This is a genomic window from Brevibacterium salitolerans (genome assembly GCF_039531405.1).
GTDB classification, from domain to species: Bacteria; Actinomycetota; Actinomycetes; order Actinomycetales; family Brevibacteriaceae; genus Brevibacterium; species Brevibacterium salitolerans.
In genome coordinates this window covers 631,628-657,349 of the sequence record NZ_BAAAPZ010000002.1, presented here as the reverse complement: position 1 = coordinate 657,349, position 25,722 = coordinate 631,628, and the positions used below count along the sequence as shown (strand labels likewise).

At 73.5% G+C, this 25,722-nt stretch carries 22 protein-coding genes and 1 tRNA gene; 1 reads left to right on the top strand and 22 read right to left on the bottom strand.

Annotated elements, in window-relative coordinates:
• Position 1: 1 nt before the first annotated feature.
• Complete coding sequence (locus ABD240_RS04045; protein WP_425546984.1) at positions 2 to 631, bottom strand: ANTAR domain-containing response regulator; 630 nt, start codon at positions 629 to 631, stop codon at positions 2 to 4.
• A 107-nt stretch (positions 632 to 738) separates the two neighbouring features.
• Here ABD240_RS04045 and ABD240_RS04040 point away from each other — a divergent pair.
• A tRNA-Leu gene (locus ABD240_RS04040) sits at positions 739 to 820 on the top strand.
• Between the two features lie 89 nt (positions 821 to 909).
• Here ABD240_RS04040 and pyk read toward each other — a convergent pair.
• The 21 genes from pyk to ABD240_RS03935 all read right to left on the bottom strand — a co-directional run bounded on the left by pyk (position 910) and on the right by ABD240_RS03935 (position 25,714).
• Entirely contained in the window at positions 910 to 2,376 is a 1,467-nt protein-coding gene (gene pyk, locus ABD240_RS04035) for a pyruvate kinase (RefSeq protein ID WP_291795240.1), read from the bottom strand.
• Between the two features lie 30 nt (positions 2,377 to 2,406).
• Positions 2,407 to 3,855 (bottom strand): glutamate synthase subunit beta, encoded by a 1,449-nt coding sequence (locus ABD240_RS04030; protein WP_291795238.1) that lies wholly within the window; start codon positions 3,853 to 3,855, stop codon positions 2,407 to 2,409.
• On the bottom strand, positions 3,848 to 8,515 hold the full coding sequence (gene gltB, locus ABD240_RS04025) for a glutamate synthase large subunit (protein WP_344335348.1): 4,668 nt from the start codon (positions 8,513 to 8,515) through the stop codon (positions 3,848 to 3,850). The genes ABD240_RS04030 and gltB overlap by 8 nt, the downstream gene beginning before the upstream one ends.
• A 528-nt stretch (positions 8,516 to 9,043) precedes the next feature.
• The gene (trpA, locus tag ABD240_RS04020) at positions 9,044 to 9,823 is read right to left on the bottom strand and encodes a tryptophan synthase subunit alpha (RefSeq protein WP_291795235.1); all 780 of its coding nucleotides are present in this window, start codon (positions 9,821 to 9,823) and stop codon (positions 9,044 to 9,046) included.
• Complete coding sequence (gene trpB / locus ABD240_RS04015) at positions 9,820 to 11,070, bottom strand: tryptophan synthase subunit beta (protein WP_291795233.1); 1,251 nt, start codon at positions 11,068 to 11,070, stop codon at positions 9,820 to 9,822. The genes trpA and trpB overlap by 4 nt, the downstream gene beginning before the upstream one ends.
• Before the next feature lie 7 nt (positions 11,071 to 11,077).
• A complete protein-coding gene (gene trpC, locus ABD240_RS04010; RefSeq protein ID WP_291795231.1) occupies positions 11,078 to 11,878 on the bottom strand; it encodes an indole-3-glycerol phosphate synthase TrpC in 801 nt (266 codons plus the stop codon).
• The gene (locus ABD240_RS04005) at positions 11,875 to 12,135 is read right to left on the bottom strand and encodes an HGxxPAAW family protein (RefSeq protein ID WP_291795229.1); all 261 of its coding nucleotides are present in this window, start codon (positions 12,133 to 12,135) and stop codon (positions 11,875 to 11,877) included. Before ABD240_RS04005 ends, trpC begins: the two co-directional genes overlap by 4 nt.
• Before the next feature lie 65 nt (positions 12,136 to 12,200).
• On the bottom strand, positions 12,201 to 12,707 hold the full coding sequence (locus ABD240_RS04000) for a Trp biosynthesis-associated membrane protein (protein WP_291795226.1): 507 nt from the start codon (positions 12,705 to 12,707) through the stop codon (positions 12,201 to 12,203).
• Positions 12,704 to 14,245: an anthranilate synthase component I gene (locus ABD240_RS03995; RefSeq protein WP_291795225.1), complete on the bottom strand. Its 1,542-nt coding sequence runs from the start codon at positions 14,243 to 14,245 to the stop codon at positions 12,704 to 12,706. The genes ABD240_RS04000 and ABD240_RS03995 overlap by 4 nt, the downstream gene beginning before the upstream one ends.
• Entirely contained in the window at positions 14,229 to 14,576 is a 348-nt protein-coding gene (gene hisI / locus ABD240_RS03990; RefSeq protein ID WP_291795223.1) for a phosphoribosyl-AMP cyclohydrolase, read from the bottom strand. The genes ABD240_RS03995 and hisI overlap by 17 nt, the downstream gene beginning before the upstream one ends.
• The gene (gene hisF / locus ABD240_RS03985; RefSeq protein WP_291795221.1) at positions 14,554 to 15,324 is read right to left on the bottom strand and encodes an imidazole glycerol phosphate synthase subunit HisF; all 771 of its coding nucleotides are present in this window, start codon (positions 15,322 to 15,324) and stop codon (positions 14,554 to 14,556) included. Before hisF ends, hisI begins: the two co-directional genes overlap by 23 nt.
• Positions 15,321 to 16,823 (bottom strand): carboxyl transferase domain-containing protein, encoded by a 1,503-nt coding sequence (locus ABD240_RS03980; protein WP_344335339.1) that lies wholly within the window; start codon positions 16,821 to 16,823, stop codon positions 15,321 to 15,323. Before ABD240_RS03980 ends, hisF begins: the two co-directional genes overlap by 4 nt.
• A gap of 1 nt (position 16,824) precedes the next feature.
• On the bottom strand, positions 16,825 to 18,024 hold the full coding sequence (locus ABD240_RS03975; protein WP_344335335.1) for a CaiB/BaiF CoA transferase family protein: 1,200 nt from the start codon (positions 18,022 to 18,024) through the stop codon (positions 16,825 to 16,827).
• Positions 18,021 to 18,461, bottom strand: a complete 441-nt coding sequence (locus ABD240_RS03970) for a PH domain-containing protein (protein ID WP_344335332.1) — start codon at positions 18,459 to 18,461, stop codon at positions 18,021 to 18,023. Before ABD240_RS03970 ends, ABD240_RS03975 begins: the two co-directional genes overlap by 4 nt.
• 28 nt (positions 18,462 to 18,489) lie before the next feature.
• On the bottom strand, positions 18,490 to 19,338 hold the full coding sequence (hisG, locus tag ABD240_RS03965; RefSeq protein WP_344335330.1) for an ATP phosphoribosyltransferase: 849 nt from the start codon (positions 19,336 to 19,338) through the stop codon (positions 18,490 to 18,492).
• 98 nt (positions 19,339 to 19,436) lie between these two features.
• On the bottom strand, positions 19,437 to 19,700 hold the full coding sequence (locus ABD240_RS03960; protein WP_291795361.1) for a phosphoribosyl-ATP diphosphatase: 264 nt from the start codon (positions 19,698 to 19,700) through the stop codon (positions 19,437 to 19,439).
• A 66-nt stretch (positions 19,701 to 19,766) separates the two neighbouring features.
• Positions 19,767 to 20,432 carry a nicotinamide mononucleotide transporter family protein gene (locus ABD240_RS03955; protein ID WP_344335327.1) on the bottom strand — a complete coding sequence of 222 codons (666 nt, stop codon included), beginning with the start codon at positions 20,430 to 20,432 and terminating at the stop codon, positions 19,767 to 19,769.
• Between the two features lie 15 nt (positions 20,433 to 20,447).
• The gene (rpe, locus tag ABD240_RS03950; RefSeq protein ID WP_291795357.1) at positions 20,448 to 21,113 is read right to left on the bottom strand and encodes a ribulose-phosphate 3-epimerase; all 666 of its coding nucleotides are present in this window, start codon (positions 21,111 to 21,113) and stop codon (positions 20,448 to 20,450) included.
• Between the two features lie 51 nt (positions 21,114 to 21,164).
• A complete protein-coding gene (locus tag ABD240_RS03945; RefSeq protein ID WP_344335324.1) occupies positions 21,165 to 22,661 on the bottom strand; it encodes an RsmB/NOP family class I SAM-dependent RNA methyltransferase in 1,497 nt (498 codons plus the stop codon).
• Between the two features lies 1 nt (position 22,662).
• Positions 22,663 to 23,628 carry a methionyl-tRNA formyltransferase gene (gene fmt / locus ABD240_RS03940; RefSeq protein WP_344335322.1) on the bottom strand — a complete coding sequence of 322 codons (966 nt, stop codon included), beginning with the start codon at positions 23,626 to 23,628 and terminating at the stop codon, positions 22,663 to 22,665.
• Between the two features lie 28 nt (positions 23,629 to 23,656).
• Positions 23,657 to 25,714, bottom strand: a complete 2,058-nt coding sequence (locus tag ABD240_RS03935; protein ID WP_344335320.1) for a primosomal protein N' family DNA-binding protein — start codon at positions 25,712 to 25,714, stop codon at positions 23,657 to 23,659.
• Between the last annotated feature and the right edge of the window lie 8 nt (positions 25,715 to 25,722).

Sequence of the window (25,722 nt, the reverse complement as noted above, 5' to 3'; positions counted from 1 at the left end):
CTCAGTCCTTCTGGGCGCCGATCTGCGAGAGCACGGTCTCCGCGACCTCGCGCATGGTGAGCCGGCGGTCCATCGAGGTCTTCTGGATCCAGCGGAAGGCCTCGGGCTCCGTGAGGCCCATCGAGGAGATCAGCAGTCCCTTGGCGCGCTCCACGAGCTTGCGGGTCTCGAAGCGGTCCGTGAGATCGGAGATCTCCGACTCCAGCGCGGAGATCTCCGCATGGCGGGACAGCGCGATCTCGAGCGCCGGGATGAGGTCGTTCGCGGAGAACGGCTTGACGACGTAGGCCATCGCACCGGCGTCGCGCGCACGCTCCACGAGCTCCTTCTGGGAGAAGGCCGTGAGGAGGACCACGGGGGCGATCCGCGCCGAGGCGATGCGTTCGGCCGCGGAGATGCCGTCGAGGACGGGCATCTTGATGTCCATCACGACGAGGTCGGGGCGCAGCTCCTCCGCCAGCCGGATCGCGGACTCGCCGTCGGCGGCCTCGCCGACCACGTCGTAGCCCACCTCCCGCAGCATCTCCACGATGTCGAGGCGGATGACGGCCTCGTCCTCTGCGACGACGACCCGCTTCACGGGTCCCTGGGCGGAGTTGGAAGTCTTCTCTGTTTCGCTCACGTCCCCCATGCTACCGCCCACGGGCCGCCTGCGGCACGGCAGGAGTTCGGATGCGGACGTGACCTCGTCTACACTGCTGGAACGGCCCTTCGCAGACGGAGATCCCGCGGGGCCCGGCCGGATTGGCGGAATCGGTAGACGCAGCGCACTCAAAATGCGCCGCCTTCGGGTGTGAGGGTTCGAGTCCCTCATCCGGCACAGCGAGAAGCGCCGGGACACCGCTCACAGGGTGTCCCGGCGCTTCTCGCTGTTCACTGTGCGGCCGGTGCCCGGCCGCGGGCCTGCCCTCAGATGCCCTCGTCGTCCACCTCGTCGCGATAGGCGGCCGTCACGCCGCGGAGCGCATCGCCCAGCTGATGGATGCGCAGGGCGTTCGTGGAGCCCGGGATCCCCGGCGGCGAGCCGGCGACGATCACGCACAGCTCGCCCTCCTCCGCGATCCCCTGCTGCAGGAGGGTGCGGTCGACCTGCCGGGCCATCTGGTCCGTGTGGTGGACCTGGCGGACCAGGTACGAGGTCACGCCCCAGCTGAGTTCGAGCTGGTTGGCGACCCGCTCGTCGGGGGTGAAGGCGAGCACCGGGCGGCGCTGCCGCAGCCGGGACATCCGGCGGACCGAGTCCCCGGACTGGGTGAAGGTGCACAGGAGGTCGATGCCCAGCTGCTCCGCGATGCTCACCGCGGCCGCGGTCACGGCGCCGCCGCGGGTGTGCGGCTCCGTCCCGAGCGGCGGGATCCGGTCCAGTCCGTGCTGCTCCGTCGACTCGATGATGCGCGCCATGGTCCGCACGGCCTCCCGCCAGTGCGCGCCCACGGAGGTCTCCCCGGAGAGCATGAGGGCGTCCGCCCCGTCCAGCACGGCGTTGGCGCAGTCGCTGGCCTCCGCACGGGTGGGCCGGGGGGCGTCGATCATCGACTCGAGCATCTGCGTGGCGACGATCACCGGCTTCGCCTGCCGGCGCGCCAGCTCCACGGCACGCTTCTGGACGATCGGCACCTCCTCGAGCGGCAGCTCCACCCCCAGGTCGCCCCGGGCCACCATGATGCCGTCGAAGGCGTCGACGATCTCCCGCAGGTTGTCCACGGCCTGCGGCTTCTCCAGCTTGGCCATGAGGGGGACCCAGACGCCCTCCTCCGCCATGATCGCCCGGACGTCCGCGGCGTCCGCGGCGGAGCGGACGAAGCTCAGAGCCACCCAGTCGATGCCGGCACGCAGCCCCCAGCGGAGATCCGCGATGTCCTTCTCGCTCATCGCGGGCACGGAGACCGCCACGCCGGGCAGGTTGATGCCCTTGTGGTCGGAGATCCTGCCGGCGATCTCCACCTCCGTGACGACCTCCGCATCCGTGACCTCGACGGCGCGCAGCCGGATGCGCCCGTCGTCGATGAGCAGCGGATCGCCGGGCTCCACGTCGCCGGGCAGACCCGCATAGGTCGTGGAGACGCGCGCGGCGTCGCCGGGCACGTCCGCCGTGGTGATGGTGAAGCGGTCGCCCGCGCGCAGCTCCGGCCTCTGCCCGTCCGCGAAGGTGCCCACGCGGATCTTGGGCCCCTGCAGGTCGAGGAGGGCGCCGGCCGTGCGACCCGAGTCGCGGGCCGCCGACCGGAGCCACTCCAGACGCACCGCGTGATCCGCGTGGGTGCCGTGGCTGAGGTTGAATCGCGCGACGTTCATGCCCTCGTCGAGCAGGGCGCGCATGTCCTCGTAGGAGTTCTGGGCTGGGCCGAGTGTGGCGACGATCTTCGCATGCCTCATGCGCACCAGCCTAGTCCATGCCGATGCTGGTCAGACCCCTATCGCCTGGTCGTGTGCGGTGACCGGGGCCGGCAGGGCGGTCTCCCCCATGAGGTGCCGGTCCACGGCCGCCGCGGCGGCCCGGCCCTCCGCGATCGCCCACACGATGAGCGACTGCCCGCGTCCGGCGTCGCCGGCGACGAACACGCCCGGCAGGGCAGTGGAGTAGTCGGCCGACCGCGCCAGTGCACGGCCGGAGAGCTCGAGCCCCCACTCCTCCAGCTCCGGGGTCTCCGGGCCGGTGAAGCCCATCGCGATGAGGACGAGGTCCGCCGGGATCTCCTCCTCCGTCCCCGCCTGCGGGACGCGACCGGCGTCCGTGTACTCCGTGCGTGCGACGCTGAGCGCCCGCACCCGGCCCTCCGCATCGCCCACCGCGCGGACGGTCGAGGCGAGGAACCGCCGCTCGCCGCCCTCCTCGTGGCTCGTCGAGACCTCGAACACCCGGGGCGTGGTGGGCCAGGGCTGATCGTCGGGGCGCTCCAGCGGAGGCTGGACGCCGATCGCGAGGCTCGTGACCGAGGCCGCGCCCTGACGCAGGGCCGTGCCGACGCAGTCGGAGCCGGTGTCGCCGCCGCCGATCACCACGACGTGCCTGCCCGCCGCATCGATGACGGGACCGTCCTCGCCCGCCTGCTGCCGGTTCACCGGGACGAGGTAGTCCATCGCGAAGTGGACGCCGTCGAGCTCCCGTCCGGGCACCGCGAGTTCACGCGGGACGACCGCGCCGGTGCACACGACGACCGCGTCCACGCGGGCGGCGAGATCCTCCCAGGACAGGTCGACGCCCACGTGGACGCCGGTGCGGAAGCGCGTGCCCTCCGCCCGCATCTGCCTGAGCCTGCGGTCGATGTGGTGCTTCTCCAGCTTGAAGTCCGGGATGCCGTAGCGGAGCAGGCCGCCCACCCGGTCCTCGCGCTCGTAGACGACGACGGTGTGCCCGGCGCGGGTGAGCTGCTGCGCGCAGGCGAGCCCGGCGGGACCGGAGCCCACGACCGCGACGGTGCGCCCCGACATCCTCTCCGGCACCTGCGGCGTGACGAGCCCGTCCTCGAAGGCCCGGTCGATGATCGTGACCTCGACGTTCTTGATGGTCACGGCGGGCTGGTTGATCCCCAGCACGCAGGAGTCCTCGCAGGGTGCGGGGCAGGCGCGCCCCGTGAACTCGGGGAAGTTGTTCGTGGCGTGGAGGAGCTCGCTGGCGCGCTCGGTCTGGCCCCGCCACATCGCATCGTTGAACTCGGGAATGAGGTTGCCCAGCGGACAGCCCCGGTGGCAGAACGGCACGCCGCAGTCCATGCAGCGGCCCGCCTGTCGGATGAATGCGGCGCCGTCCTGCCGCTCCTGGATCTCCCGGTGGTCGAGCAGGCGCACGGGCACGGGACGCTTGGGCGGCAGCTCGCGCTCGCGGACGGTGAGGAAGCCTGTGGGGTCAGCCATGGGTGGTCTCCAGGATGCGGGTCCAGGCATCTGGACCATCGGGGTCTGTGCCGTCGGCCTCCGCCTGTGCGCGGATGGCGGTGACGGAGAGGTAGTCGGCGGGGACGAGGGTGGTGAAGCGGCCGAAGACGTCCTCCCCGCGGTCCAGCCGCGCGAACAGCGAGGTAACAAGGGGGGAGCCTGTCCGGGCAAGGTGCTCCGTGAGGATGCCGCGGAGCTCCTGGGCCTCCTCGCCGGAGAGGGCGCGCAGCCGGAAGCGGCCCGCCCTCCGGTCGTCCGTGTTCAGCCTGTCCGGGTTGAAGTCGAGGAGGTAGGCGGTGCCGCCGGACATGCCGGCGGCGAAGTTCCGGCCCACTGGGCCCAGGATCACCGCGGTGCCGCCGGTCATGTACTCCAGGGCGTGATCGCCCACGCCCTCCGCCACGGCGGTGGCGCCGGAGTTGCGCACCAGGAAGCGCTCGCCCACCTGGCCGGACAGGAACAGCCTGCCCGAGGTTGCGCCGTAGCCGATCACGTTGCCCGCGATAACGTGGTCCTCGGGCCGGAACTCCGCACCCGCGGAGGCGCCCCGCGGCCCGGCGGAGACCGGCGCCACGGAGATGATGCCCCCGGACAGGCCCTTGCCCACGTAGTCGTTGGCGTCGCCCGTGTGGGTGATCGTCACGCCCGCGGGCAGGAAGGCCCCGAGCGACTGCCCGGCGCTGCCGGTGAGCCGCAGCTCGAGGGTGTCGTCGTCGAGTTCGTCGACGCCGTGCTCGACCGTCACCCGGTGGCCCAGCATGGTGCCGACCGACCGGTCCACGTTCGTCACCGGCCGCTCCAGCACGAGCCGGCGGCGGGAGCGGATGGCCTCCCCGGCCTCGCGGATGAGCGGGGTGTCGAAGTGCTCCCCGAGACGGTGGTCCTGTCCCACCGTCCGCTTGCGGACCTCCGCGATCTCCCCCGCCGCGGTGCGCGGGACCGTGAGGATGTCGCTCACGTCCAGTCCCGCGGCCTTCCAGTGGCTGATCGCGCGGGTGCGGTCCAGGAGTTCGACCCGGCCGATCGCCTCGTCGAGGCTGCGGAACCCCAGCTCGGCGAGCAGCTCGCGCACCTCCTCGGCGATGTACTCGAAGAAGGTCACGACGAACTCCGGCTTCCCGCTGAACCGGCCGCGCAGCTCGGGATTCTGGGTCGCAACCCCCACTGGGCAGGTGTCCTTGTGGCACACGCGCATCATGATGCAGCCGCTCACCACCAGCGGCGCGGTGGCGAAGCCGAACTCCTCGGCGCCCAGGAGCGCGGCGATGACGACGTCGCGACCGGTCTTGAGCTGTCCGTCCACCTGCACGGACACGCGCTCGCGCAGACCCGACTGGATGAGCGTCTGCTGCGCCTCCGCCAGCCCCAGCTCCCAGGGGACGCCGGCGTGCTTGAGCGAGTTGAGCGGGCTCGCGCCCGTGCCGCCGTCGTGGCCGGAGATGAGCACGACGTCCGCCTGGGCCTTCGCCACGCCCGAGGCCACGGTGCCCACCCCGGACGAGGCCACGAGCTTGACGTGGACCCGAGCGGCGGGGTTGGCCCGCTTGAGGTCGTGGATGAGCTGCGCGAGGTCCTCGATGGAGTAGATGTCGTGATGCGGCGGGGGCGAGATGAGCCCCACCCCGGGGGTCGCGTGCCGGGTGCGTGCCACCCAGGGGTAGACCTTGGACGGGGGCAGCTGTCCGCCCTCGCCCGGCTTGGCCCCCTGGGCCATCTTGATCTGGATGTCGTCCGCCTCCGTGAGGTAGAGGCTGGTGACCCCGAAGCGTCCGCTCGCCACCTGCTTGATGGCCGACCGGCGCTCCGGGTCCAGCAGGCGCTCGACGTCCTCGCCGCCCTCCCCGGTGTTGGACTTCGCGCCCAGCCGGTTCATCGCGATCGCCAGCGTCTCGTGGGCCTCCTGCGAGAGCGAGCCGTAGCTCATCGCGCCGGTGGAGAAGCGCTTGACGATCTCCGAGACCGGCTCGACCTCCTCGAGGGGGACGGGGCCGCCGGGCGCAGGGCGCAGGTCGAACAGCCCGCGGAGCGTGAGCAGCTCCTCCGCCTGCGCATTCACCCGCCCGGTGTAGTCCTTGAAGATGTCGTACCTGCGGGTGCGGGTGGAGTGCTGCAGCCGGAACACCGTCTCCGGGTCGAAGAGGTGCGGCGGGCCCTCGCGGCGCCAGGAGTACTCCCCGCCCACCTCGAGCGGCCGGTGCGGCACCGGATTGGAGTCCATGGGGTAGGCGGCCCGGTGGCGGGCCTCGACCTCGGCGGCGATGCCGTCCAGGCCGATCCCCTCCAGCCGGGCGCGGGTCCCGGTGAAGAACTCCTCCACGAGGCTCGAGGACAGGCCGAGCGCCTCGAAGGTCTGCGCGGCATGGTAGGAGTGCACGGTCGAGATGCCCATCTTGGACATGACCTTGAGCAGGCCCTTGCCCAGCGCCCGGAGCACGTTGCGCACCGCGGTGTCCTCGTCCACGCCCGTCACCCGGCCCTCGCGCACCATGGCCGCCGCCGTCTCCATCGCGAGATAGGGATTCACCGCCGAGGCGCCGAAGCCGATGAGCGCGGCCACGTGGTGGACCTCCCGCACGTCCCCGGCCTCCACGAGGAGGGAGACGCGCGTGCGGGTCCGCCGGCGGATGAGGTGGTGGTGCAGCGCCGAGGTGACGAGCAGGGACGGGATGGGGGCGAGCTCCGCGTTGGAGTCGCGGTCGGACAGCACGAGGAACCGCGCCCCCGCGGCGATCGCCTCGTCCGCCACCGCGCAGAGGTCGTCGATGCGCCGCCGCAGGCTCGCGCCGCCGCCCGGACGGTAGCGGGCGCGCAGGACCGTCGTCGCCGGCCCCCGCCCGCCGTGCGAGCGCTCCTGCGGGAGGTGGACGAACGCGGCGAGGTGCTCGTTGTCGATGACGGGGTACGGCAGGTCCACCTGGAAGATGTCCTGCGGCCCGTCGGCCAGCAGGTTGCCCTCGCTGCCGATGCCCACGCTCACGGAGGTGACGAGCGCCTCGCGGATCGCGTCCAGCGGCGGATTGGTCACCTGGGCGAAGCTCTGGGCGAAGTAGTCGAAGAGCAGCCGGGGACGCTGGGCGAACGCGGCGATGGGCGCGTCGGAGCCCATGGCGCCGAGGGGTTCGGCCCCGGTCTCCGCCATCGGGCCCACGAGGATGCGCAGCTCCTCGTCCGTGTAGCCGAACGTGCGCTGCCGGCGCTCCACCGAGGCCCGCGGGTACGTGACCCGCTCGCGCTCGGGGAGTTCGCCGAGGTCCATCGTGGTCGCGGCGACCCACTCGTCGTAGGGCGCCTCCGCACCCAGCCGCGCCTTGATCTCCGTGTCCGAGACGATGCGGCCGGCACGGGTGTCCACGAGGAACATGCGGCCGGGGCGCACGCGGCCGCGCGCCAGCACCTGCTCCTCCGGCAGGTCGATGACCCCGGACTCGCTGGCGAGCACCACGGTGTCCTCCGTGAGGGTGTACCGCGCCGGCCGCAGGCCGTTGCGGTCCAGCACGGCGCCCACCAGCTCGCCGTCCGTGAAGGAGACGCAGGCGGGGCCGTCCCAGGCCTCCATGAGGAGGGCGTGGTAGCGGTAGAAGGACCGGCGCTGCTCGGAGACGTGCGGATCCGACTGCCAGGCCTCGGGGATGAGCATCGCCATGGCGTGCGGCAGCGAGCGGCCGGACATCACGAGCAGCTCGAGGACCTCGTCCAGGGTGCCGGAATCGGACAGGTGCGGGTTGATCACCGGGAACAGGCGGGCGAGGTCCGCGTTGGAGCCGTCGCCGTCTGGGGAGGCCAGCAGCTGACAGGCGAGCTCGGACTCGCGTGCGGCCATCCAGTTGCGGTTGCCCCGCACCGTGTTGATCTCGCCGTTGTGGGCGAGCATGCGGAACGGCTGCGCGAGCGGCCAGGACGGGAAGGTGTTGGTGGAGAAGCGGGAGTGGACGATCGCGATGCGCGTGGCGAAGCGGCTGTCCGAGAGGTCCGGGTAGAACGGCTCCAGCTGGCCCGTGCTCACCATGCCCTTGTAGACGAGCGTGCGGGTGGACAGCGACGGGAAGTAGACCCCGGCGTGCTCGGCGCGCTTGCGCAGCGCGAAGGCCCGGCGGTCGAGGGCCCAGGGGTCCGTCTCGCCCGCGGCGGTCGTGGCGAGCGGCCGGGCCGGGTCCGCGGTGAGGAAGACCTGCGCGAAGTGCGGCATCGCCGCCCGCGCGGAGGCGCCCAGCACCGTGGGGTCGACGGGAACCTCCCGCCACCCGAGCACGGTGAGCGCCTCCTCGGCGGCCAGCCCGGCGACGAGCTCGCGCCCGGAGGCGGGATCGTCCGCGTCGAGGAAGGCGGTGCCGACGGCGTACTCGCCGGGGCCCGGCAGGGGGAAGTCCGTGACGGCGGAGAGGAACGCGTGCGGGACCTGCACGTTGATGCCCGCGCCGTCGCCGGTGCCCTCGTCGCCGCCCACGCCGCCGCGGTGCTCCATGTTCCGCAGGGCGGTGAGCGCCTGGGTCACCACGGCGTGGTCCGCGTCTCCGCGGTAGCGGGCGATGAAGGCCAGGCCGCAGGCGTCGTGCTCGTCGGTGGGATCAGCAAGTCCGTGCGCCGGAGGCCTCCCGGAGTGGGGGAGCTCGGGATGCGGTCGTGCGGAGGCAGGTCTCATGGGAGCACCGCCCTTCCTGGTCGTGGGACTGGTCCACAGCCAACGGCGCTGTCGGTGCTGCGCGGAGCGGGGCCTGCGCCTGTGACGGCAGTCACCCTGCACTCCTGAGACGGGAACTTTACACGCTCGGCGGCACGCAGTCACGCGCCGTCTCAGGATGCGAAACCGCAGACGACGAAACCCCTCACCGCGTGCGGTGAGGGGTGACGGACGGGCCTGTCGGCGGGAAGGTCACGGGGAGGCTAGCCGCGGTCCCGGTCCTGTGCCTCCCCGTCCTTCCGCCCCGGTGCGGGCGTGGACCGCTGGTCCAGCTGGGGCACGATCGAGATGGTCGAGGTCATGGCACCGAAGAAGCCGAATCCGCGGGCGGCTGCGGGAGTATCGGCGGCATCCCCCGGATCCGCGGCGGCGCGACGGCGGGCCTCCTCCGCGCGCCGGCGGCGCCTCCGCAGCCGCAGCGCGACGAGCAGCGCGGCCCCTGCCGCGAGGAGACAGGCGAGACAGGCGAGGAGAGCCGGCAGAGCGAAGTCAGCGATCGCGCACTCCCTCCGCGAACTCCCCGGCCAGCGCGGCGACGGCGGCCGGGCCCTCGTCCTGCAGGGCGCGCACGAAGGCGGACCCGACGATGACGCCGTCGGCGTAGGCGGCGACCTCTGCCGCCTGCGCACGGGTGGAGACGCCGAGGCCCACGCACACGTTCTCCGCGCCCGCGGCCCGCGTGCGGGCGACCAGGTCCTCCGCACGCGCACCCACCTGGGCGCGCAGGCCCGTCACGCCCATCGTCGAGGCCGCGTAGACGAAGCCGCGGGAGGCGGCGGCGATGCGCACCAGGCGCTCGTCCGGGGACGAGGGCGCGGCGAGGAAGATCCTGTCGAGCCCGTGCGCGTCCGAGGCCGCGATCCAGTCCTCGGCCTCGTCCGGGACCAGGTCCGGTGTGATGATCCCGGCTCCCCCGGCGTTCGCGAGGTCCCTGGCGTAGGCGTCCACGCCGTACTGGAGGATGAGGTTCCAGTAGCTCATCACGACGGGGACGGCGCCCGCGGCGGCGACCGCCTCGATGGCCCGGAAGCCGTCGGCCACGCGAGTGCCGTTCGCCAGCGCCTGCACGGCCGCCGCCTCGATGACGGGCCCGTCCATGCCGGGGTCCGTGTAGGGCAGGCCCACCTCGACGATGTCCGCTCCCCCGGCGACCAGCGCCCGCACGCCCTCCAGGGATCCCTTGAGCGTGGGCGCTCCCACCGGCAGGTAGCCGATGAGCGCGGCACGGCCCTCCTCGCGGCAGGCCGCGAGCACGTCAGCAGTGGTCATTCGCTCTGCTCCCCTTCGTCGTCGAGGTAGCCGAACCAGCGTCCGGCGGTGGTCACGTCCTTGTCCCCGCGGCCGGAGAGGCAGATGAGGATGGTGGAGTCCGGTCCGGTCTCCCGGCCCAGCGCCAGGGCTCCGGCGAGGGCGTGGGAGCTCTCGATGGCCGGGATGATCCCCTCCGTGCGGCACAGGAGGGCGAAGGCGTCCATCGCCTCGGCGTCCGTGACGGGACGGTACTCCGCGCGACCGCTCGCGTGCAGCCACGCGTGCTCCGGCCCCACGCCGGAGTAGTCGAGGCCCGCGGAGATCGAATGGCTCTCCAGCGTCTGCCCGTCGGAGTCCTGGAGCTGGTACGAGCGGGCTCCGTGGAGCACCCCCACCGTCCCCTTCGTGAGCGTGGCCGCGTGGCGGGGGGTGTCGATGCCGTCCCCGGCTGCCTCGCAGCCGATCAGGCGCACGCCCGGATCCTCGATGAAGGCGTGGAAGGCGCCGATCGCGTTCGAGCCGCCGCCCACGCACGCCACGACCGCGTCCGGCAGCGCGCCGGTGCGCTCGCGCACCTGGGCGCGGGCCTCCAGACCGATGATCCGCTGGAACTCGCGGACCATGAGCGGGAAGGGATGCGGCCCGGCCACCGTGCCGAACACGTAGTGGGTGGACTCCACGGAGGCCACCCAGTCGCGGAAGGTCTCGTTGATCGCGTCCTTGAGCGTGGCGGTGCCGGCCGCCACGGAGGTGACCTCCGCTCCCAGGAGGCGCATCCGCGCCACGTTGAGCGCCTGCCGCTCCACGTCGACGGCGCCCATGTAGATGCGGCACTCCATGCCCAGCAGCGCTGCGGCCGTGGCGGTGGCGACGCCGTGCTGCCCCGCCCCCGTCTCCGCGATCAGCCGGGTCTTGCCCAGCCGCTTGGCGAGCAGGCCCTGGCCCAGGGCGTTGTTGATCTTGTGGCTGCCCGTGTGGTTGAGGTCCTCGCGCTTGAGCAGGATCCGGGCCCCGCCGGCGTGCTCGGCGAAGCGCGGGGCCTCGGTGAGCAGGCTCGGACGGCCCACGTACTCGGTGAGCAGGCGGCGGTACTCCGCCCGGAACCCGTCGTCGAGGACGGCCTTGGAGAAGGCCTCGCCGATCTCCTCGCACGCCGGGATCAGCGCCTCGGGGATGTAGCGCCCGCCGAACTCGCCGAACCGCGGGCCCTGCGGCAGCGCGGAGTCGGGAGCCGAGAACTGTTCGGGCATGGACGTGTCTGTCATTCGGTGGTCACTCCTGGGTGGGGGCGGACGCGGCTGCCGCGCCTGCGGCGGTGAACCGGGCGACGGCGGACTCGGGATCGCCGTCCTTCACGAGCGCCTCACCCACCAGCACGAGCCCGGCACCGGCCGCGGCGTACGCCGCGACGGAGTCCGCGTCGCTCACGCCGGACTCCGCGACGAGGCGGGTGCCGGCTGGCGCATGTGCGGCGAGCGGACGGAAGCGGGCGGGATCCACGCTCAGGTCCTTGAGGTTGCGGGTGTTCACGCCGACCAGCTCCGCACCGGCGTCCCGGGCGCGGTCGAGCTCCGCCGCGGTGTGGGTCTCGACCAGTGCGGCCATGCCCAGCGCACGGCTGAGGGCGAGGAACTCCCCCAGCTGCGCGTCGCTGAGCGCGGCGACGATGAGGAGCACGATGTCCGCACCGTGGGCGCGGGCCTCGTGGAACTGGTACTCCTCGACCATGAAGTCCTTGCGGAGCACCGGCACGTCCACGGCGGCGCGGACGGCGTCGAGGTCCGCAAGCGTGCCCGCGAACCGGCGGCTCTCCGTGAGCACGCTGATCGCCGCGGCACCGCCGCGGGCGTAGGCGCCCGCCAGCGCCGCCGGGTCCGGGATCGCGGCGAGCTCGCCCTTGGACGGGGAGGACCGCTTCACCTCGCAGATGAGGCCGAACTCCTCGTCCGCCGGGAAGGGCCGGACGGCCGGGGCCTGCTCGGCCTGTGCGCGGACGGCCTCGAGCGGGAGTGCCCGCCGGCGTGCGTCGAGGTCCTCCCGCACCCCGGCGACGATCGCGTCGAGAACCGTCACCGGCGCGGCTTGCCCTTGCCGGCCAGCCGCATGACGAAGCCTGCCAGCAGGCCCACCACGGCGACGGCCCCGCCGCCCCAGAACACGGCCGGGGACGCCACGATGTTGCCGTAGGTCGAGATGCAGATGCCCACGAGCATGATGAACACGCCGGTCCAGGCGGCTGCGGTGTTGCCGTGGCCGGGGTCCTGGATGGCCGCGTAGTCGATCGAGGCCTTGTCGAGGTCGTGGGCTCCGTTGCGGACGGTGGGTGACATGTCTCTCCTGGGATGAGGTCAGGTGGGTGGACTGGGATCCATTGTCGCATGCGCGCGGCACACGCTCAGCTCGGGTCCTCCCCGCGGGAGAGCGCGTCCCACGCCGCGGTGGGATCCTCCTCGGGATCCGCCGGCGCGGCCGCGGAGCGCTCGTAGCGCGAGGAGGTCTGCCAGCTCCCGCTCGCGCGCGCCGCGCACACCGCGAAGACGACCGTGAGCGCCCCCACGGCGACGGTCGGCCAGACGGAGGCGGCGGGAGCGGTGCCCGCGGCGGCCGCGCCGACCGCGAGGGCGCCGAGGCCCGTCAGCCCCGTCAGCCCCAGCACCACGTAGCGGCCTACCCGGGAGAGCATCGCCAGGAGCAGCGAGGACACCGCGAGGACCGCCGCGGCGGCCGTGAGCAGCGGGTGTCCGGTCTCCCCGGACGCGGCCGCCGTCTGCGCCACGCCCGGCACCTGCGTCGCGGGGTCGACGGTCTCGGCCGTCCACGGACGCCCGGACAGGAACCAGAGCGCCCCTGCGAGCACGAGCTGCAGCACGACGGTGCGGCCCTTGGTGAGCAGCGCGCTCATGCCGGCCCTCCGGCCGCGCGCAGCGTCTGGGCGGCCGCCGCCGCACGCAGCACCGCCGTGGCCTTCGTCCGGCACTCCGCCAGCTCGGACTCGGGATCGGAGTCCGCGACGATGCCGGCGCCCGCGGACACGGTCAGCAGGCCCTCGCGCATGATGCCGGTGCGGATGGCGATCGCGACGTCGAGGTCGCCGGTGAAGGAGAGATAGCCCACGACTCCACCGTAGACCCCTCGCGCCGTCGGTTCGAGTCTGTCGATGATCTCCAGGGCGCGCGGCTTGGGCGCCCCGGACAGCGTGCCGGCCGGGAAGGTCGCGCGCAGCACGTCCACCCCGTCGACGCCGGCGGCGGTCTCGCCCGTGACGGTGGAGACGATGTGCATGATGTGGCTGTAGCGCTCGATCTCCATGAATTGCACGACGTCCACCGTTCCCGGCCGGCTGATCTTCGCGAGGTCGTTGCGGGCCAGGTCGACGAGCATGAGGTGCTCCGCCCGCTCCTTCTCGTCCGCCAGGAGGTCCGCGGCCAGCGCGCGGTCCTCCGCCGGCGTCGCGCCGCGGGGGCGGGATCCGGCGATCGGGTTGGTCCGCACCCGCCCGCCGGAGACCGTCACGAGGGCCTCGGGCGAGGAGCCCACGATGGTGAGCGGGCCGCCGGACGGCACGGGCACGTCGAGGAGGTACATGTAGGGGCTGGGGTTCGTGGTCCGCAGCATGCGGTACACGTCCGTCGGGGAGGCGTCGACGTAGGAGTCGAAGCGCTGTCCCAGCACCACCTGGAAGATCTCGCCGTCCACGATCTCGCGCTTGGCCTCGGCGACCGCCGCGAGGTAGTCGTCCGCGTGCGTGCGCGGCTTCACCTCCGGGTCGGGGAGGCCGTGGACGGCGACGGAGGAGCGCAGGGGCGCGGCGAGGTCCGTGAGCATCGCCTCGATCCGCGCGCTGGCACGCGCATAGGCCGCGTCGATGCCGGACTCCGCCCCGTCGACATTCACGGCGTTGGACACGAGCGTGAGCCGCGAGGTGTAGTGGTCGAGGATCGCGAGATCGCCCGGGATCGAGAGGGAGAGCTCCGGCACCGGGTGCTCCGCCAGCGGGCCCGGACCCAGGTCCTCGAACCTGCGCACCGAGTCCCAGCCCAGGTAGCCCACGAAGGAGGCGACCATGGGCGGCAGCCCGTCGGCGAGCTCCTCGACGCGCAGCAGCTCCAGCGCAGCGCTCAGCGCGGCGTGGGGATCCCCGCCCGTGGGCAGTCCCGCCGGCGGCGTGCCCAGCCAGATCGCCTCCCCGTCCTCCTCCGTGAGCGTGGCGATGGGGCTGCGGCCCACGAAGGAGTAGCGGCTCCACGCGCCCTGCTCCGCGGACTCGAGGAGGAAGCCGCCCGGGCGGCCCTCCGCCAGCCTGCGGTAGAGGCTCAGCGGCGTCTCCTCGTCCGCCAGCACGGTGGTGTGCACGGGCACCAGCCGGTGCCGTGCGCCCATCCGGCGGAACTCCTCCGCGGACGGCGTGAGCGCGGGCGCGCCCTCAGGATGCGTGGTCATGCGCGCGGATTTCCCTTCCCGTGAAGCAGGTCGCGGTGCCGGTGTGGCAGGCCGGGCCCGTCTGCCGGACCTCGTAGAGGAGCGTGTCGCCGTCGCAGTCCGTGCGGACCGCCACGACCTCCTGCACGTGGCCGGAGGTGGCGCCCTTCACCCAGATCTCCTGCCGGGAGCGCGACCAGTACGTGGCGCGGCCGGTCTCGAGCGTGAGCGCGAGGGCCTCGGCGTCCGCCCAGGCGAGCATGAGCACCTCCCGCGTGGCGGTCTCCTGCACGACGACGGGCACGAGCCCGCGGTCGTCGAAGGCGAGTTCAGCGAACCTCGTGTCCGGCATCCGCCAGCGCCTCCTTGATCTCCGCGACGGTGGTCTGGCCGAAGTGCAGGATGCTGGCCGCCAGCACCGCATCCGCCCCGGCGGCGACCGCCGGAGGGAAGTGCGCCGGCTCCCCGGCGCCGCCGGAGGCGATGAGCGGCACGCCCACCGCCGCGCGCACTGCGGCGAGCATCTCGAGGTCGAAGCCGGCCTTCGTGCCGTCCGCGTCGATGCTGTTGAGCAGGATCTCACCGGCCCCCAGCTCCGCGGCCCGTGCCGCCCATTCGACGGCGCAGATGCCGGTCCCCCGGCGGCCGCCGTGGGTGGTGACCTCGAAGCCCGAGGCCGTGCCCGGCTCGCCCGCCGGCACGCGCCGGGCGTCGACGGAGAGCACGAGGACCTGGTTGCCGAACCGCTGGGCGATCTCCGCGACCAGCTCCGGCCGGGCCACCGCTGCGGAGTTGACTCCCACCTTGTCCGCACCGGACTTCAGCAGCCGGTCGACGTCTGCGACGGTGCGCACTCCCCCGCCCACCGTGAGCGGGATGAAGATCTGCTCCGCGCAGCGGGTGACCATGTCATAGGTCGTCGACCGGTCGCCGGTGGTCGCGGTGACGTCGAGGAAGGTGAGCTCGTCGGCGCCCGCCGCGTCGTAGCCGCGCGCGAGCTCCACCGGGTCCCCCGCGTCGCGGAGGTCCGTGAAGTTCACGCCCTTGACCACACGGCCGGCGTCGACGTCCAGGCAGGGGATCACCCGCACCGCGGTCACAGACCCAGCCTCCGGTACTTGGCGATCCGGGTGTCCTGGCGGAGGTAGGCCGGAGTGCGCATGAGGGTGATGAGCTCGTACTCGAGTGTCGCGGAGAGGCGCTCCACGAAGCCCCGCGGATCGTCGGAGGCGTCGACGGGCTCCGCGACGATCCGGTCGATGACCCCGCTGCGCTCCAGCGCGGCGGCCTGGACCTGCTGCTGCTGCGCCATCTCCGCGGCGTGCTCGGTGTCCCGGTGGACGATCGCCGAGGCGCCCTCCGGGGGCAGCGGCGAGAGCCAGCCGTTCTGGGCAGAGAGCACGCGATCCGCCGGGACGAGCGCGAGCGCACCGCCGCCGGAGCCCTCGCCCATGATGACGGAGACGCTGGGGGCGGACAGGTTGATGAGGTCCGCGAGGCTGCGCGCGATCTCGCCCGCCATGCCGCCCTCCTCGGCCTCCTTCGACAGCGCCGCACCGGGGGTGTCGATGATCGTCACCAGCGGGATGCCCAGCTCCGCGGACAGGCGCATGCCGCGGCGGGCCTCGCGCAGGGCGGCCGGGCCCATGGGCTCGCGCCGGTCCTGGCGGAAGCGGTCCTGGCCCAGCACCACGCACGGGGCGGAGCCGAACCGTGCCAGCGCCAGCAGCAGACCGGGGTCCTTCTCCCCCTCGCCCGTGCCGCGCAGCGGGAGGACGTGAGTGGCGCCGTGGCGCAGCAGGTCACGGACGCCCGGCCGCTCCGCCCGCCGCGAGGCCGTGATGACGTCCCACGCGGGGCGCTCGTCCGGCTCGTGCGGCCGGGAGTCCGGATCCGGCACCGCCGCCGGGAGCTCGCGCGCACCCAGCAGCACCTCGAGGACCCGTGAGACGGTGACGTGGAGCCGCTCCGGCGGCAGCACGGCGTCGATGAGGCCCCGGCGCTGGAGGTTCTCGCCGGACTGCACGCCGGCCGGGAACTCCTTGCCGTAGAGCTGTTCGAAGACGCGCGGGCCGAGGAAGCCGATGAGCGCGTCCGGCTCCGCCACCGTCACGTGGCCCAGCGAGCCCCAGGAGGCGAACACGCCGCCGGTGGTGGGGTGACGCAGGTAGACGAGGAACGGCAGTCCCGCGCGCTTGTGGGCCGTGACGGCCGCCGTGATCTTCACCATGGAGAGGAACGCGACCGTGCCCTCCTGCATGCGGGTGCCGCCGGAGGCCGGTCCCGCGAGCACCGGCAGGCCCTCCATCGTGGCGCGCTCGAACGCCTCGACGAGCCGCTGCGCGGCCGCCACCCCGATCGAGCCGGCGAGGAACCGGAACTCGCAGGCGATGACGCAGACGCGGCGGCCGTGGATGAGCCCTTCGCCGGTGACGACGGCCTCGTCCACCCCGGACTTCTCCTGTGCCGCGGCGAGTTCGGAGGCGTACTCCTCGCTCACGCCGGCGCCGGGGACGATGGGGGTGGAATCCCAGGAGACGAAGCTCCCGGTGTCGACGACCATGTCGATGAGCTCGCGTGAGCTGAGTCGCTTGGCCATGTCAGTCCTCCAGCCAGCTGCGGATGACGGATTCGTGCTCGGACAGGCGCGGCGGGGCCAGATGCTCGGTGACCGTGGTCTCCCGCTCGCCGGCCTCCGTGGCGTCGAAGAAGCGCAGCGGCGGTCCGGGCAGGTCGATGGAGCCCGCCGAGGTGTGCTCGGCGGTGATCTTCAGGCCCTGCGAGAGCGCCTGGTCCCAGGCGTAGACCTCCGGCAGCGTGCGCACCACGCCGGCGGGGATGCCGGCGGCGTCGAGCTTGGCCAGCAGCTCCTCGCCGTCGTAGTCCGCGAAGACGCCCTCGATGACCTCGATGAGCCGGTCGCGGTGGGCGAAGCGGGAGCCGTTGTCCTCGAAGCCGGGGGCGGCCGGGTCGAGGCCGAACGCCTCGCAGAACCGCGTCCACATCTTCTCGTTGCCCACCGAGATCTGCACCGCGCCGTCCCGGCAGGAGAACAGGCCGTAGGGCGCGAGCGTGGCGTGGTGGTTGCCGCCCGGCTCCGGGGTCATCCCGGCCACGGTCGCCCGGGTGCCCTGGAAGGCGTGGACGCCCACCATGCCGGCGATGAGCGAGGTGCGGACGATCTTGCCGCGGCCGGTGCGCTCGCGCTCCAGCAGTGCGGCGAGCACGCCGTAGGCGCCGTGGATGCCGGCCAGGAGATCCGCGATCGGCACGCCCACGCGCTGCATGTCGCCGGGCCCGGAGCCGGTGAGCGACATGAGCCCGCCCTCGCCCTGGGCGATCTGGTCGTAGCCGGCGCGCGCGGCCTCGGGCCCGTCGTGGCCGAACCCGGTGATGGAGAGGACGACGAGGCGCGGGTTGAGCTCCATGAGCGCGGCGGTGGAGAAGCCCAGCCGCTCCAGCACGCCGGTGCGGAAGTTCTCGATGAGGACGTCCGCACGGCGGACGAGACCGGTGAGGACCTCCTTGCCGTCCTCGCTCTTGAGGTCCAGCGCGATGGACTCCTTGTTCCGGTTGCAGGAGAGGAAGTAGGTGGACTCCGGCTGCTCCTCGGGGCCGACGAAGGGCGGTCCCCAGCTGCGCGAGTCGTCGCCGGAGCCCGGGGTCTCGACCTTGATGACGCGGGCGCCCTGATCGCCCAGCATCTGACCCGCGTGGGGGCCGGCCAGCGCGCGGGAGAGGTCGACGACGAGGGTGCCGGCCAGCGGGCCGGCGGTGCGGGGTGTGGTGGGAATGCTCACGAGTCTCCTCCAGAGGGCAGGTGGTGGTCTATCAGTGTGCGCAGGCGCTCCGCCGCGGCCTCCGCCCGCGCGCCGTCCGCGGTCTGGATCGCCATGACCGCCGCGGTGGTGCCGTCGACGAGGTCGATGCGGGCCCACGAGTCGCCGCTGCGGGCGGAGTAGGTCAGCCCCACGATCTGGTTCCAGTCGTAGGTCCGCGCGCGCAGGAGGTTCCGGACGAACAGGCCCTCCGGGCGCGCCCGGGCGCACATCGACGCGAACCGCAGGAGCGCGGCCGCCAGCAGGACGCCGAGGCCCGTCATCCAGACGGGATCGACCTCCGGCCGCCAGCCGGGGAACTCCCGCACGCTGAAGGCGACGGAGGCCGCGACGAAGGCCAGCACGACGACGGGAGCGAGCACCAGGCCCATGATCCGGACCTGGCGCGGACGGATCACGAGCTCCGCCTCCTCCGGCCTCGGCTCCTCAGACACGGCAGGCCGCGATCGAGGTGACGAGGATGGCACGGGCGCCCACCTCGTAGAGGCGGTCCATGACGGCGTGCTGCTGGGACACGGAGACCATCGAGCGGACGGCCACCCACTCCGGATCGCGCATGGGCGAGACGGTGGGGCTCTCGAAGCCCGGGGTGACGGCCACGGCGTCCGCGAGCTGCGAGGTGCGGATGTCGTAGTCGATGAGCACGTAGCTGCGGGCCACCATGACGGACTCGATGCGGCGGACGACGATCTGCGCCTCGGCGGAGAGCTCCTCGCGGGCGTGCCGGGAGATGAGCACCCCCTCGGAGTGCATGAGCGGCTCGCCGAACGTCTCGAGGCCGGCCTGGCGCAGCGTCGTGCCGGTCTCCACGACGTCCGCGATCGCATCCGCCACACCCAGCTCGATCGACACCTCCACGGCCCCGTCGAGGCTCACGGTGCGGGCGTCGAGGCCACGCGCGGCGAGGTCCTGGGCGACGAGGACGGGGTAGCTCGTGGCGATCGTGCGGCCGGCGAGCTCGTCGATCGAGGAGAAGGCCCCGGCGCGCGCGGCGTAGTGGAAGCGCGAGCGGCCGAAGCCCAGCGGCAGGATCTCACCCGCGGAGGCCTCGGACTCCAGCAGCAGGTCCCTGCCGGTGATGCCGAGGTCGAGGATGCCCTCGCCCACGTACACCGCGATGTCGCGGGGGCGGAGGTAGAAGAACTCGATGCCGGCGTCCGCGTCACGGCTCACGAGGGTCTTGGCGCTGGTGCGGAGCGAGTATCCCGCCTCGCGCAGCATGGTGGTGGCGGATTCGGAGAGTGCGCCCTTGTTGGGGACGGCGATGCGCAGCATGTGTGGGCTCCTGGGGGCGGGCGGGAGGCGGACGGGGCGGTCGGCGGAACCGGGGCGGCTCCCCTGCCCGTCCGCGGATGCGGAGGAAGTGGGGGCGGTCAGAGGAAGCGGTAGACGTCCGCAGGGGTGAGCCCGCGGGCGAGCATCATCACCTGCAGATGGTAGAGCTCCTGCGAGATCTCCTCCGCGAGCTCCTCGTCGCTCTGGTACTCCGCGGCCATCCAGACCTCCGCGGCCTCCTCCACGATCTTCTTGCCGATCTGGTGGACGCCCGCGTCGAGCTCCGCGACGGTGGACGATCCGGTGGGCCTGGTGCGCGCCTTCTCAGCGAGTTCGGCGTAGAGAGAGTCGAAGTCCTTCACACGGCCAGGGTAGTCCAGACCGGCACGGCTGTGTGAGCCGGGGCCGTCACGCGGGATCCGGGGCCGTCACTCCGGATCCGGGCGGGAGATGTCGGACGCGATCTCGTGCGGCGAGGAGATGCGCTGGCGGGACCGGCGGCTCCAGTCGACGATGCCCATGACGACCATCACGAGGAAGACGAGGTAGACGGCGCCGGAGAACAGCAGGCCGCCGGAGACCGCGAGCGGGATGCCCACGAGGTCCACCGCCAGCCACACGAGCCAGAACTCCACGATGGCCCGGCCCTGCGCCACCATCGCCACGAGCGAGCCGATGAAGATGTAGGCGTCCGGGTAGGGGTTCCACGACCAGCCGCCCCAGTCCAGGAGCGCGCCGAACCCCAGGGTGCCGAGCCCCAGCACGAGGACGAGGACGATGCGCTCCGTCCAGGTACCCCAGCGGACCTGGACCTCCCCGGCCTCCTCCTTCGCGGCCTTCCAGCGGGTCCAGCCCCAGATCGCCGCGGCGATGATGACCACCTGCCGGGAGGCGTTGCCGCCCAGCCCCGCGCCGATGCTGGCACTCAGCAGGAGGATCGAGCCGGCGATCTGCACCGGCCAGGAGAGGATGTTCCGCCGCAGCGCGAGGAACACCGTCGCGATCGCCGCGATGTTCCCGAGCAGATCGGACCACGGCACCGGCACGGAGCCGAGCGTGAAGACGGGGGTGTTGAGGAGGTCGAGGATGTGCACGTGCCCAGGGTACGCTCAGGCCCCCGCGCGCGCCTCCGCGCGTCCGCGGAGTGAGGCGACGGCGGCCGCGGCGTCGTCCGCGGCGTAGACGGCCGAACCCGCCACCAGCACGTTCGCGCCCGCATCCACCACGCGGTCCACCGTGGCCTCGGAGACCCCGCCGTCCACCTGGAGGGCCACGTCGAGGCCCTCCGCGGAGATGGCCCGGCGCAGGCGGGTGATCTTGGGCAGGCACACGTCGAGGAACTTCTGTCCGCCGAAGCCCGGCTCCACCGTCATGACGAGCACCTGGTCGAACTCCGGGAGGAGGTCGAGGAGGGGCTCGACGGGAGTGGCCGGCTTCACCGCCACGCTCGCGCGGGCACCCAGCGCCCGCAGCTCACGGGCGAGCCGCACCGGGGCGGCCGCGGCCTCCAGGTGGAAGGTCACGGACGCGCAGCCCAGGTCCGCATAGACCGGTGCCCAGCGGTCGGGGTCGGCGATCATGAGGTGTGCGTCGAGCGGGATCGGCGACACGGCCCGGATCCGCTCGACCACGGGCGGGCCGAAGGTGAGGTTGGGGACGAAGTGGTTGTCCATGACGTCCACGTGCGCCATGTCCGCGGTGCTGATGCGCCCCAGCTCGGTCCGCAGGTCGGAGAAGTCGGCTGACAGGATGCTCGGATTGATGTGAATGCCCACGGCTGGAGATCCTACCGGCTCCGCGCGCTCCGCCTGCCTCTCCGGCCCCGCTCAGTCCCGCTTCCTCCGCAGCAGCGCGAGGAACATGCCGTCCGTCCCGTGGACGTCCGGCCACAGCTGGGCGAACCTCCCGCCCGCCCGCGGGGCCGAGGCGAAGGAGTCCGCGTCCCCGCCGGTGACGCGCGCGAGCACTGCGGCCGCGTCGAGGACCTCGAGGTTCTCGACGTCCGCGAGCACCTCGTCGACGATGACGCCCGTCTCCGCCCAGTGCGGCGAGCACGTCGAGTAGGCGACGACGCCGCCGGGGCGGCAGGCCTCGAGAGCCGCGGAGAGCAGCCCGCGCTGCACGGGGGCGAGTGCGGCGATGTCCTCCGGGCGCCTGCGCCAGCGCGCCTCGGGGCGCCGGCGGAGTGCGCCGAGGCCGGAGCACGGCGCGTCCACGAGCACACCGGAGTAGCGACCGGGGCGGGCCGCGGCGAACTCGCGGCCGTCCGCCTGCGAGACCGCGACGGCGTCCGCACTCGCGCGCACGGAATCGCGGACGAGGCGGGCCCGGTGTGCGGAGGAGTCCACGGCGTCGACGGAGCCGCCCAGCTGGGCCGCGAGCGCGCCGAGCACGGCGGTCTTGCCGCCGGGGCCTGCGCAGAGGTCGAGCCAGCGCGGGCCCTCCGCCGCCTCGTCCTCGGCATCGGCCTGCATGCTCGCCTCGGCGAGAGCGAGGGCGATGAGCTGCGAGCCCTCGTCCTGCACCCGCACGCGGGCCTCGGCCACCCCGTCCACCTCTCGGGGGTCACCGGACTCCAGGACGACCGCCAGCGGGGAGAGCGCGCCCCGGTGCCCGGCGCCGGCGGCGATCTCGTCCGGATCCGCGAGGCCGGGCAGGGCGGCGAGCGTCACCCGGGCAGGGGTGTTGTCCGCGGTCAGGAGGCGGTCGAGGCCGCCGTCCTCGGCGTCCGGGCGGCGGTGCCTGCGCAGGGCCAGTGCCAGCGCCCGCACGATCCAGCCCGGATGGGAGGTGCGCAGCGCGCGGACCTCCGTCTCCCCCGCCCCGGCGGTGAGCCGTTCCAGCCATTCCTCCGCGGAGGCCTCCGCCACCCGCCGGAGGACGGCGTTCGTGAGACCGGAGGCGCGTGCGCCGCCCAGTGCGCGGAGCGCGTCGATCGTCTCCGAGACCGCCGCGTGGTCCGCGATGCGCATGCTCAGCAGCTGGTGAGCACCCATCCGCACCGCCTGCCGGGTGAGCGGGTCGAGATCCGCGGGGTCCCTGTCCGCAGCCGCGCGGACGACCGCGTCGTAGAGGCCCTGCATGCGCAGGGTGCCGTAGGTGAGTTCCGTGGCGAGCGAGGCGTCGCGGGGGCTCAGCTCCGCGTTCCGCAGCCGCCCCGGCAGCAGGAGGTTCGCGTAGGCATCGGCGTCCTCCACCTCGCGCAGGACGGTGAGCGCGACCTCGCGTGCGGTCCGGGGCCTCCGCGGCGACTCCCGCCGTTCGCCCCTGCCGCGCCACTCGTCCCGGCCGTGCCGGCCGCGCTGTGCCCGCTGCTGCGCCATCTCAGGCCTCCTCTGTCTCAGTGGATGCGGCTGACTCGGTGGATGCCGCTGCCAGCATGTCGAACTGCACGGGGCCGTGCCCGCGGAGGAAGGCGGAGGCGTCCATCATGGGCTTGCCGAAGGGCTGGACGCGCGCGACGCGCACGGCTCCCCCGCCGGTGCCCAGCACGGCGGCCTCCTCCCACGGCTCCAGGCGGCCGGGCGCGGGTACGGGAGCGCCCGCCGGCGCGGCGGTGAGCCCGGCGAGCTTGGTGCGCTTCCCGTCCTTCTCCACCCATGCACCGGGGGCGGGGCTCACTCCGCGGTACCGCGCGAGCACGGATGCGGCGGGGGCGCCGAGGTCCAGGCGGGCCTCGGCGGGATCGATCTTCGCCGCATGGGTGGCGGCCCCCGTCTGCGGCTGCGGGTCCGCCGTGCCTGCGGCCAGCGCGTCGAAGGCCTCCACGAGGAGCCCCGCACCCGCCTCCGCGTACTCCGCGAGGACGCTGCCGGCGTCCGCCTCCGGCAGCGGCAGCTCCCGCTGGAGCAGCACGGGACCGGTGTCCATGCCCTCGTCGATGCGGAACACCGTGAGCCCGGAGCGCGTCTGACCGGCCATGAGCGCACGCTGGACGGGTGCGGCACCCCGCCACTGGGGCAGCAGGGAGAAGTGGAGGTTGAACCAGCCGGCACGCGCGGCACGCAGCGCACGGGGACCGGCGATGCCGCCGTAGGCCACGACGGCGACGGCGTCCAGGTCGAGGCCCTCGAGCTCCATGAGCACCTCGCCGCGGAGGCGCTCCGCCTCGAGGACGCGCAGCCCCAGCTCCGCCGCCGCGCTCTTCACAGGGCTGGGGGTGAGCACCCGCTTCCTCCCCACGGGCGCATCCGGCCGCGTGAGCACCGCGACGATCTCATGGTCCGAGGCCGCGAGGGCTCTCAGTGCGGGTACGGCGACTGCGGGGGTTCCGGCGAAGGCGATTCTCACCCGGCCGATTCTACGCAGTCGGCCGCACTCACAGCGCCCGGTGCGGGTCCACGACGTGGCGCACGATCGGCTCGCCGGCCGCAGAGCGCCGCAGGGAGACCGCCCGCACCGCCGCGCACACCTCCGCGGCATAGCCGTAGTCGAAGGCGAGGAGCCTGCTGTGGGGCTCCTCCTCCGTCAGCAGCAGGCGCAGCGCCGCCGGCACCTGCGCCTCGACCTCCGCGAGGAAGGCCGTGACGTCGCGGCGCTCGCCGCGCAGCTGCAGCGTCCGCACGGCGGGCGGCAGGCGGGTGGCACGCCGGTCGGCCAGCACCGCGGCCGCCGCGCCCACGGGATCGAAGGTCTGGAGCGTGCGCACCACCGCCGGCGTGTCGTCCAGCACGAGCGCGCGGCCGCCGTGGGAGGCCGCGCGCACGAGCGAGAGCGCGCGCAGACGCCGGCTCACCGCGCGTTCGATCCCGTCGAGGCCCGGCCCCGGCCACAGGGTGTCCAGCAGCACCGCCGCCGCATAGCCGCCCTCGGCATAGGGCTCCGCACCGGTCGTCGCCACCACGACGGAGGGCTCGTCCGGCACGCTGTGGAGGATCTCCTCCCCCGCGGACCGCAGGACGGGGAAGCCGGAGAACGCCCGGTTGAGCTCCTCGACGGTGCGCTCCACCCCGCGCACCACGGCGCGGAAGCGCTCGGAGCGGCATCGCCCGCACTGCGCGTGCCCGGTGCGGAGTCCGCACCGGGCGCAGGCGAAGGGACCGGTGGGACCGGCGGCGGACAGGTGCGCCTCACAGCGCGGGCACACGAGCAGGTCTCCGCAGCGGGCGCACGCGACGACGGGCAGGTAGCCGGCGCGCGGCACCTGCACGAGCACGGGACCCACCGCCGTCTCCCGCTTGGAGCGGCCCAGCGCGTCGCGGATGACCTCGAACACGTCCGGGGGCATCCTCTCCGCCGCCGACTCCGCGCGCGGGATGAGGACGAGGGGTGCGGTCTCCCGCCGTTCCGCCCTGCCGCGCTCCAGCGAGGCCAGCCAGCCGCTCTCCGCCAGCCGCTGCACCTCCACCGTCCGGTCTGTGCCCAACAGCAGGAGGGCCGCGTCCTGCAGTCGTGAGCGCAGGAGACAGATCTCACGCGCGTGCGGATAGGGGGCGCGCGGTTCCGCGTAGTGGTCGCTCCCGTCCTCGAGGAGCAGCACGAGGCCGAGGTCCGGGAGAGAGGCCAGCGACGCCGCCCGCGTGCCGATCACCAGGCGCGCCGCACCGGTGTGCGCGCGCACCCAGGCCGACCATCGCGCCTGGGGCCCCTGGTCCGCGGAGAGACGCACCGTCAGCGGACCCAGCGGCCCCAGGCGCGCCGTGAGCGCGGTGAGCTCACGATGGTCCGGGACGACCCACAGCACCGAGCGCCCGGCCGCCAGCACGGCCGCTGCGGCTGCGAGCCCCACGCCGATCCAGCCGGTCCCGGGCTCGTCGCCGGGCGTGAGTGCGGCTGCCGCGCGCGGCGGCGCGGAGCCCTCCGCCTCGGAGCGGGCAGCGGCCCACTCCCCGAGTGCCGCGATGAACGCATGGACGTCCGCCGTCTGGTCCGCCGGCACGGGAAAGCTCTCGGTCCGCCTCTCCGGCCGGCTCAGCTCCTCCGGCGGTGCGGGTGCCTGCGCCGCGAGCGCGGACCGCTCCCCTGCGGCGTGCCGGGCGGGAACGGCCAGGCGGAGGACGTCCGGGAGAGTGCCTGCCCAGCGGTCCGCGACCGCCTGCAGCAGTGCGAGCACCGCCGGGGTGAGGACGGGCAGGGCGGACACGACGCGCTCCAGCGGAGCGAGCTCGCCCGTGTGCGCGGTCTCCGTGCTGCGGGAGACGAGGAACCCGGACACCAGCCGGCCGGAGAAGCGCACGCGGACGCGCACCCCCGGGACCGCCTCCGCGTCCAGCGTCGCCGGGACCCCGTAGTCGAAGGGGCGTGCGAGGTGGGGGACGCTCGCCTCCAGGAGCACCTGCGCCACCGGCAGCTCCTCCGCGGGCTCCGCTCCCCCGCGCAGCCGCACCCCCGCCGCGACGGCAGGTGCCGGCAGGTCGAGCGGCAGCGGCTCGTCCATCCTCGCCG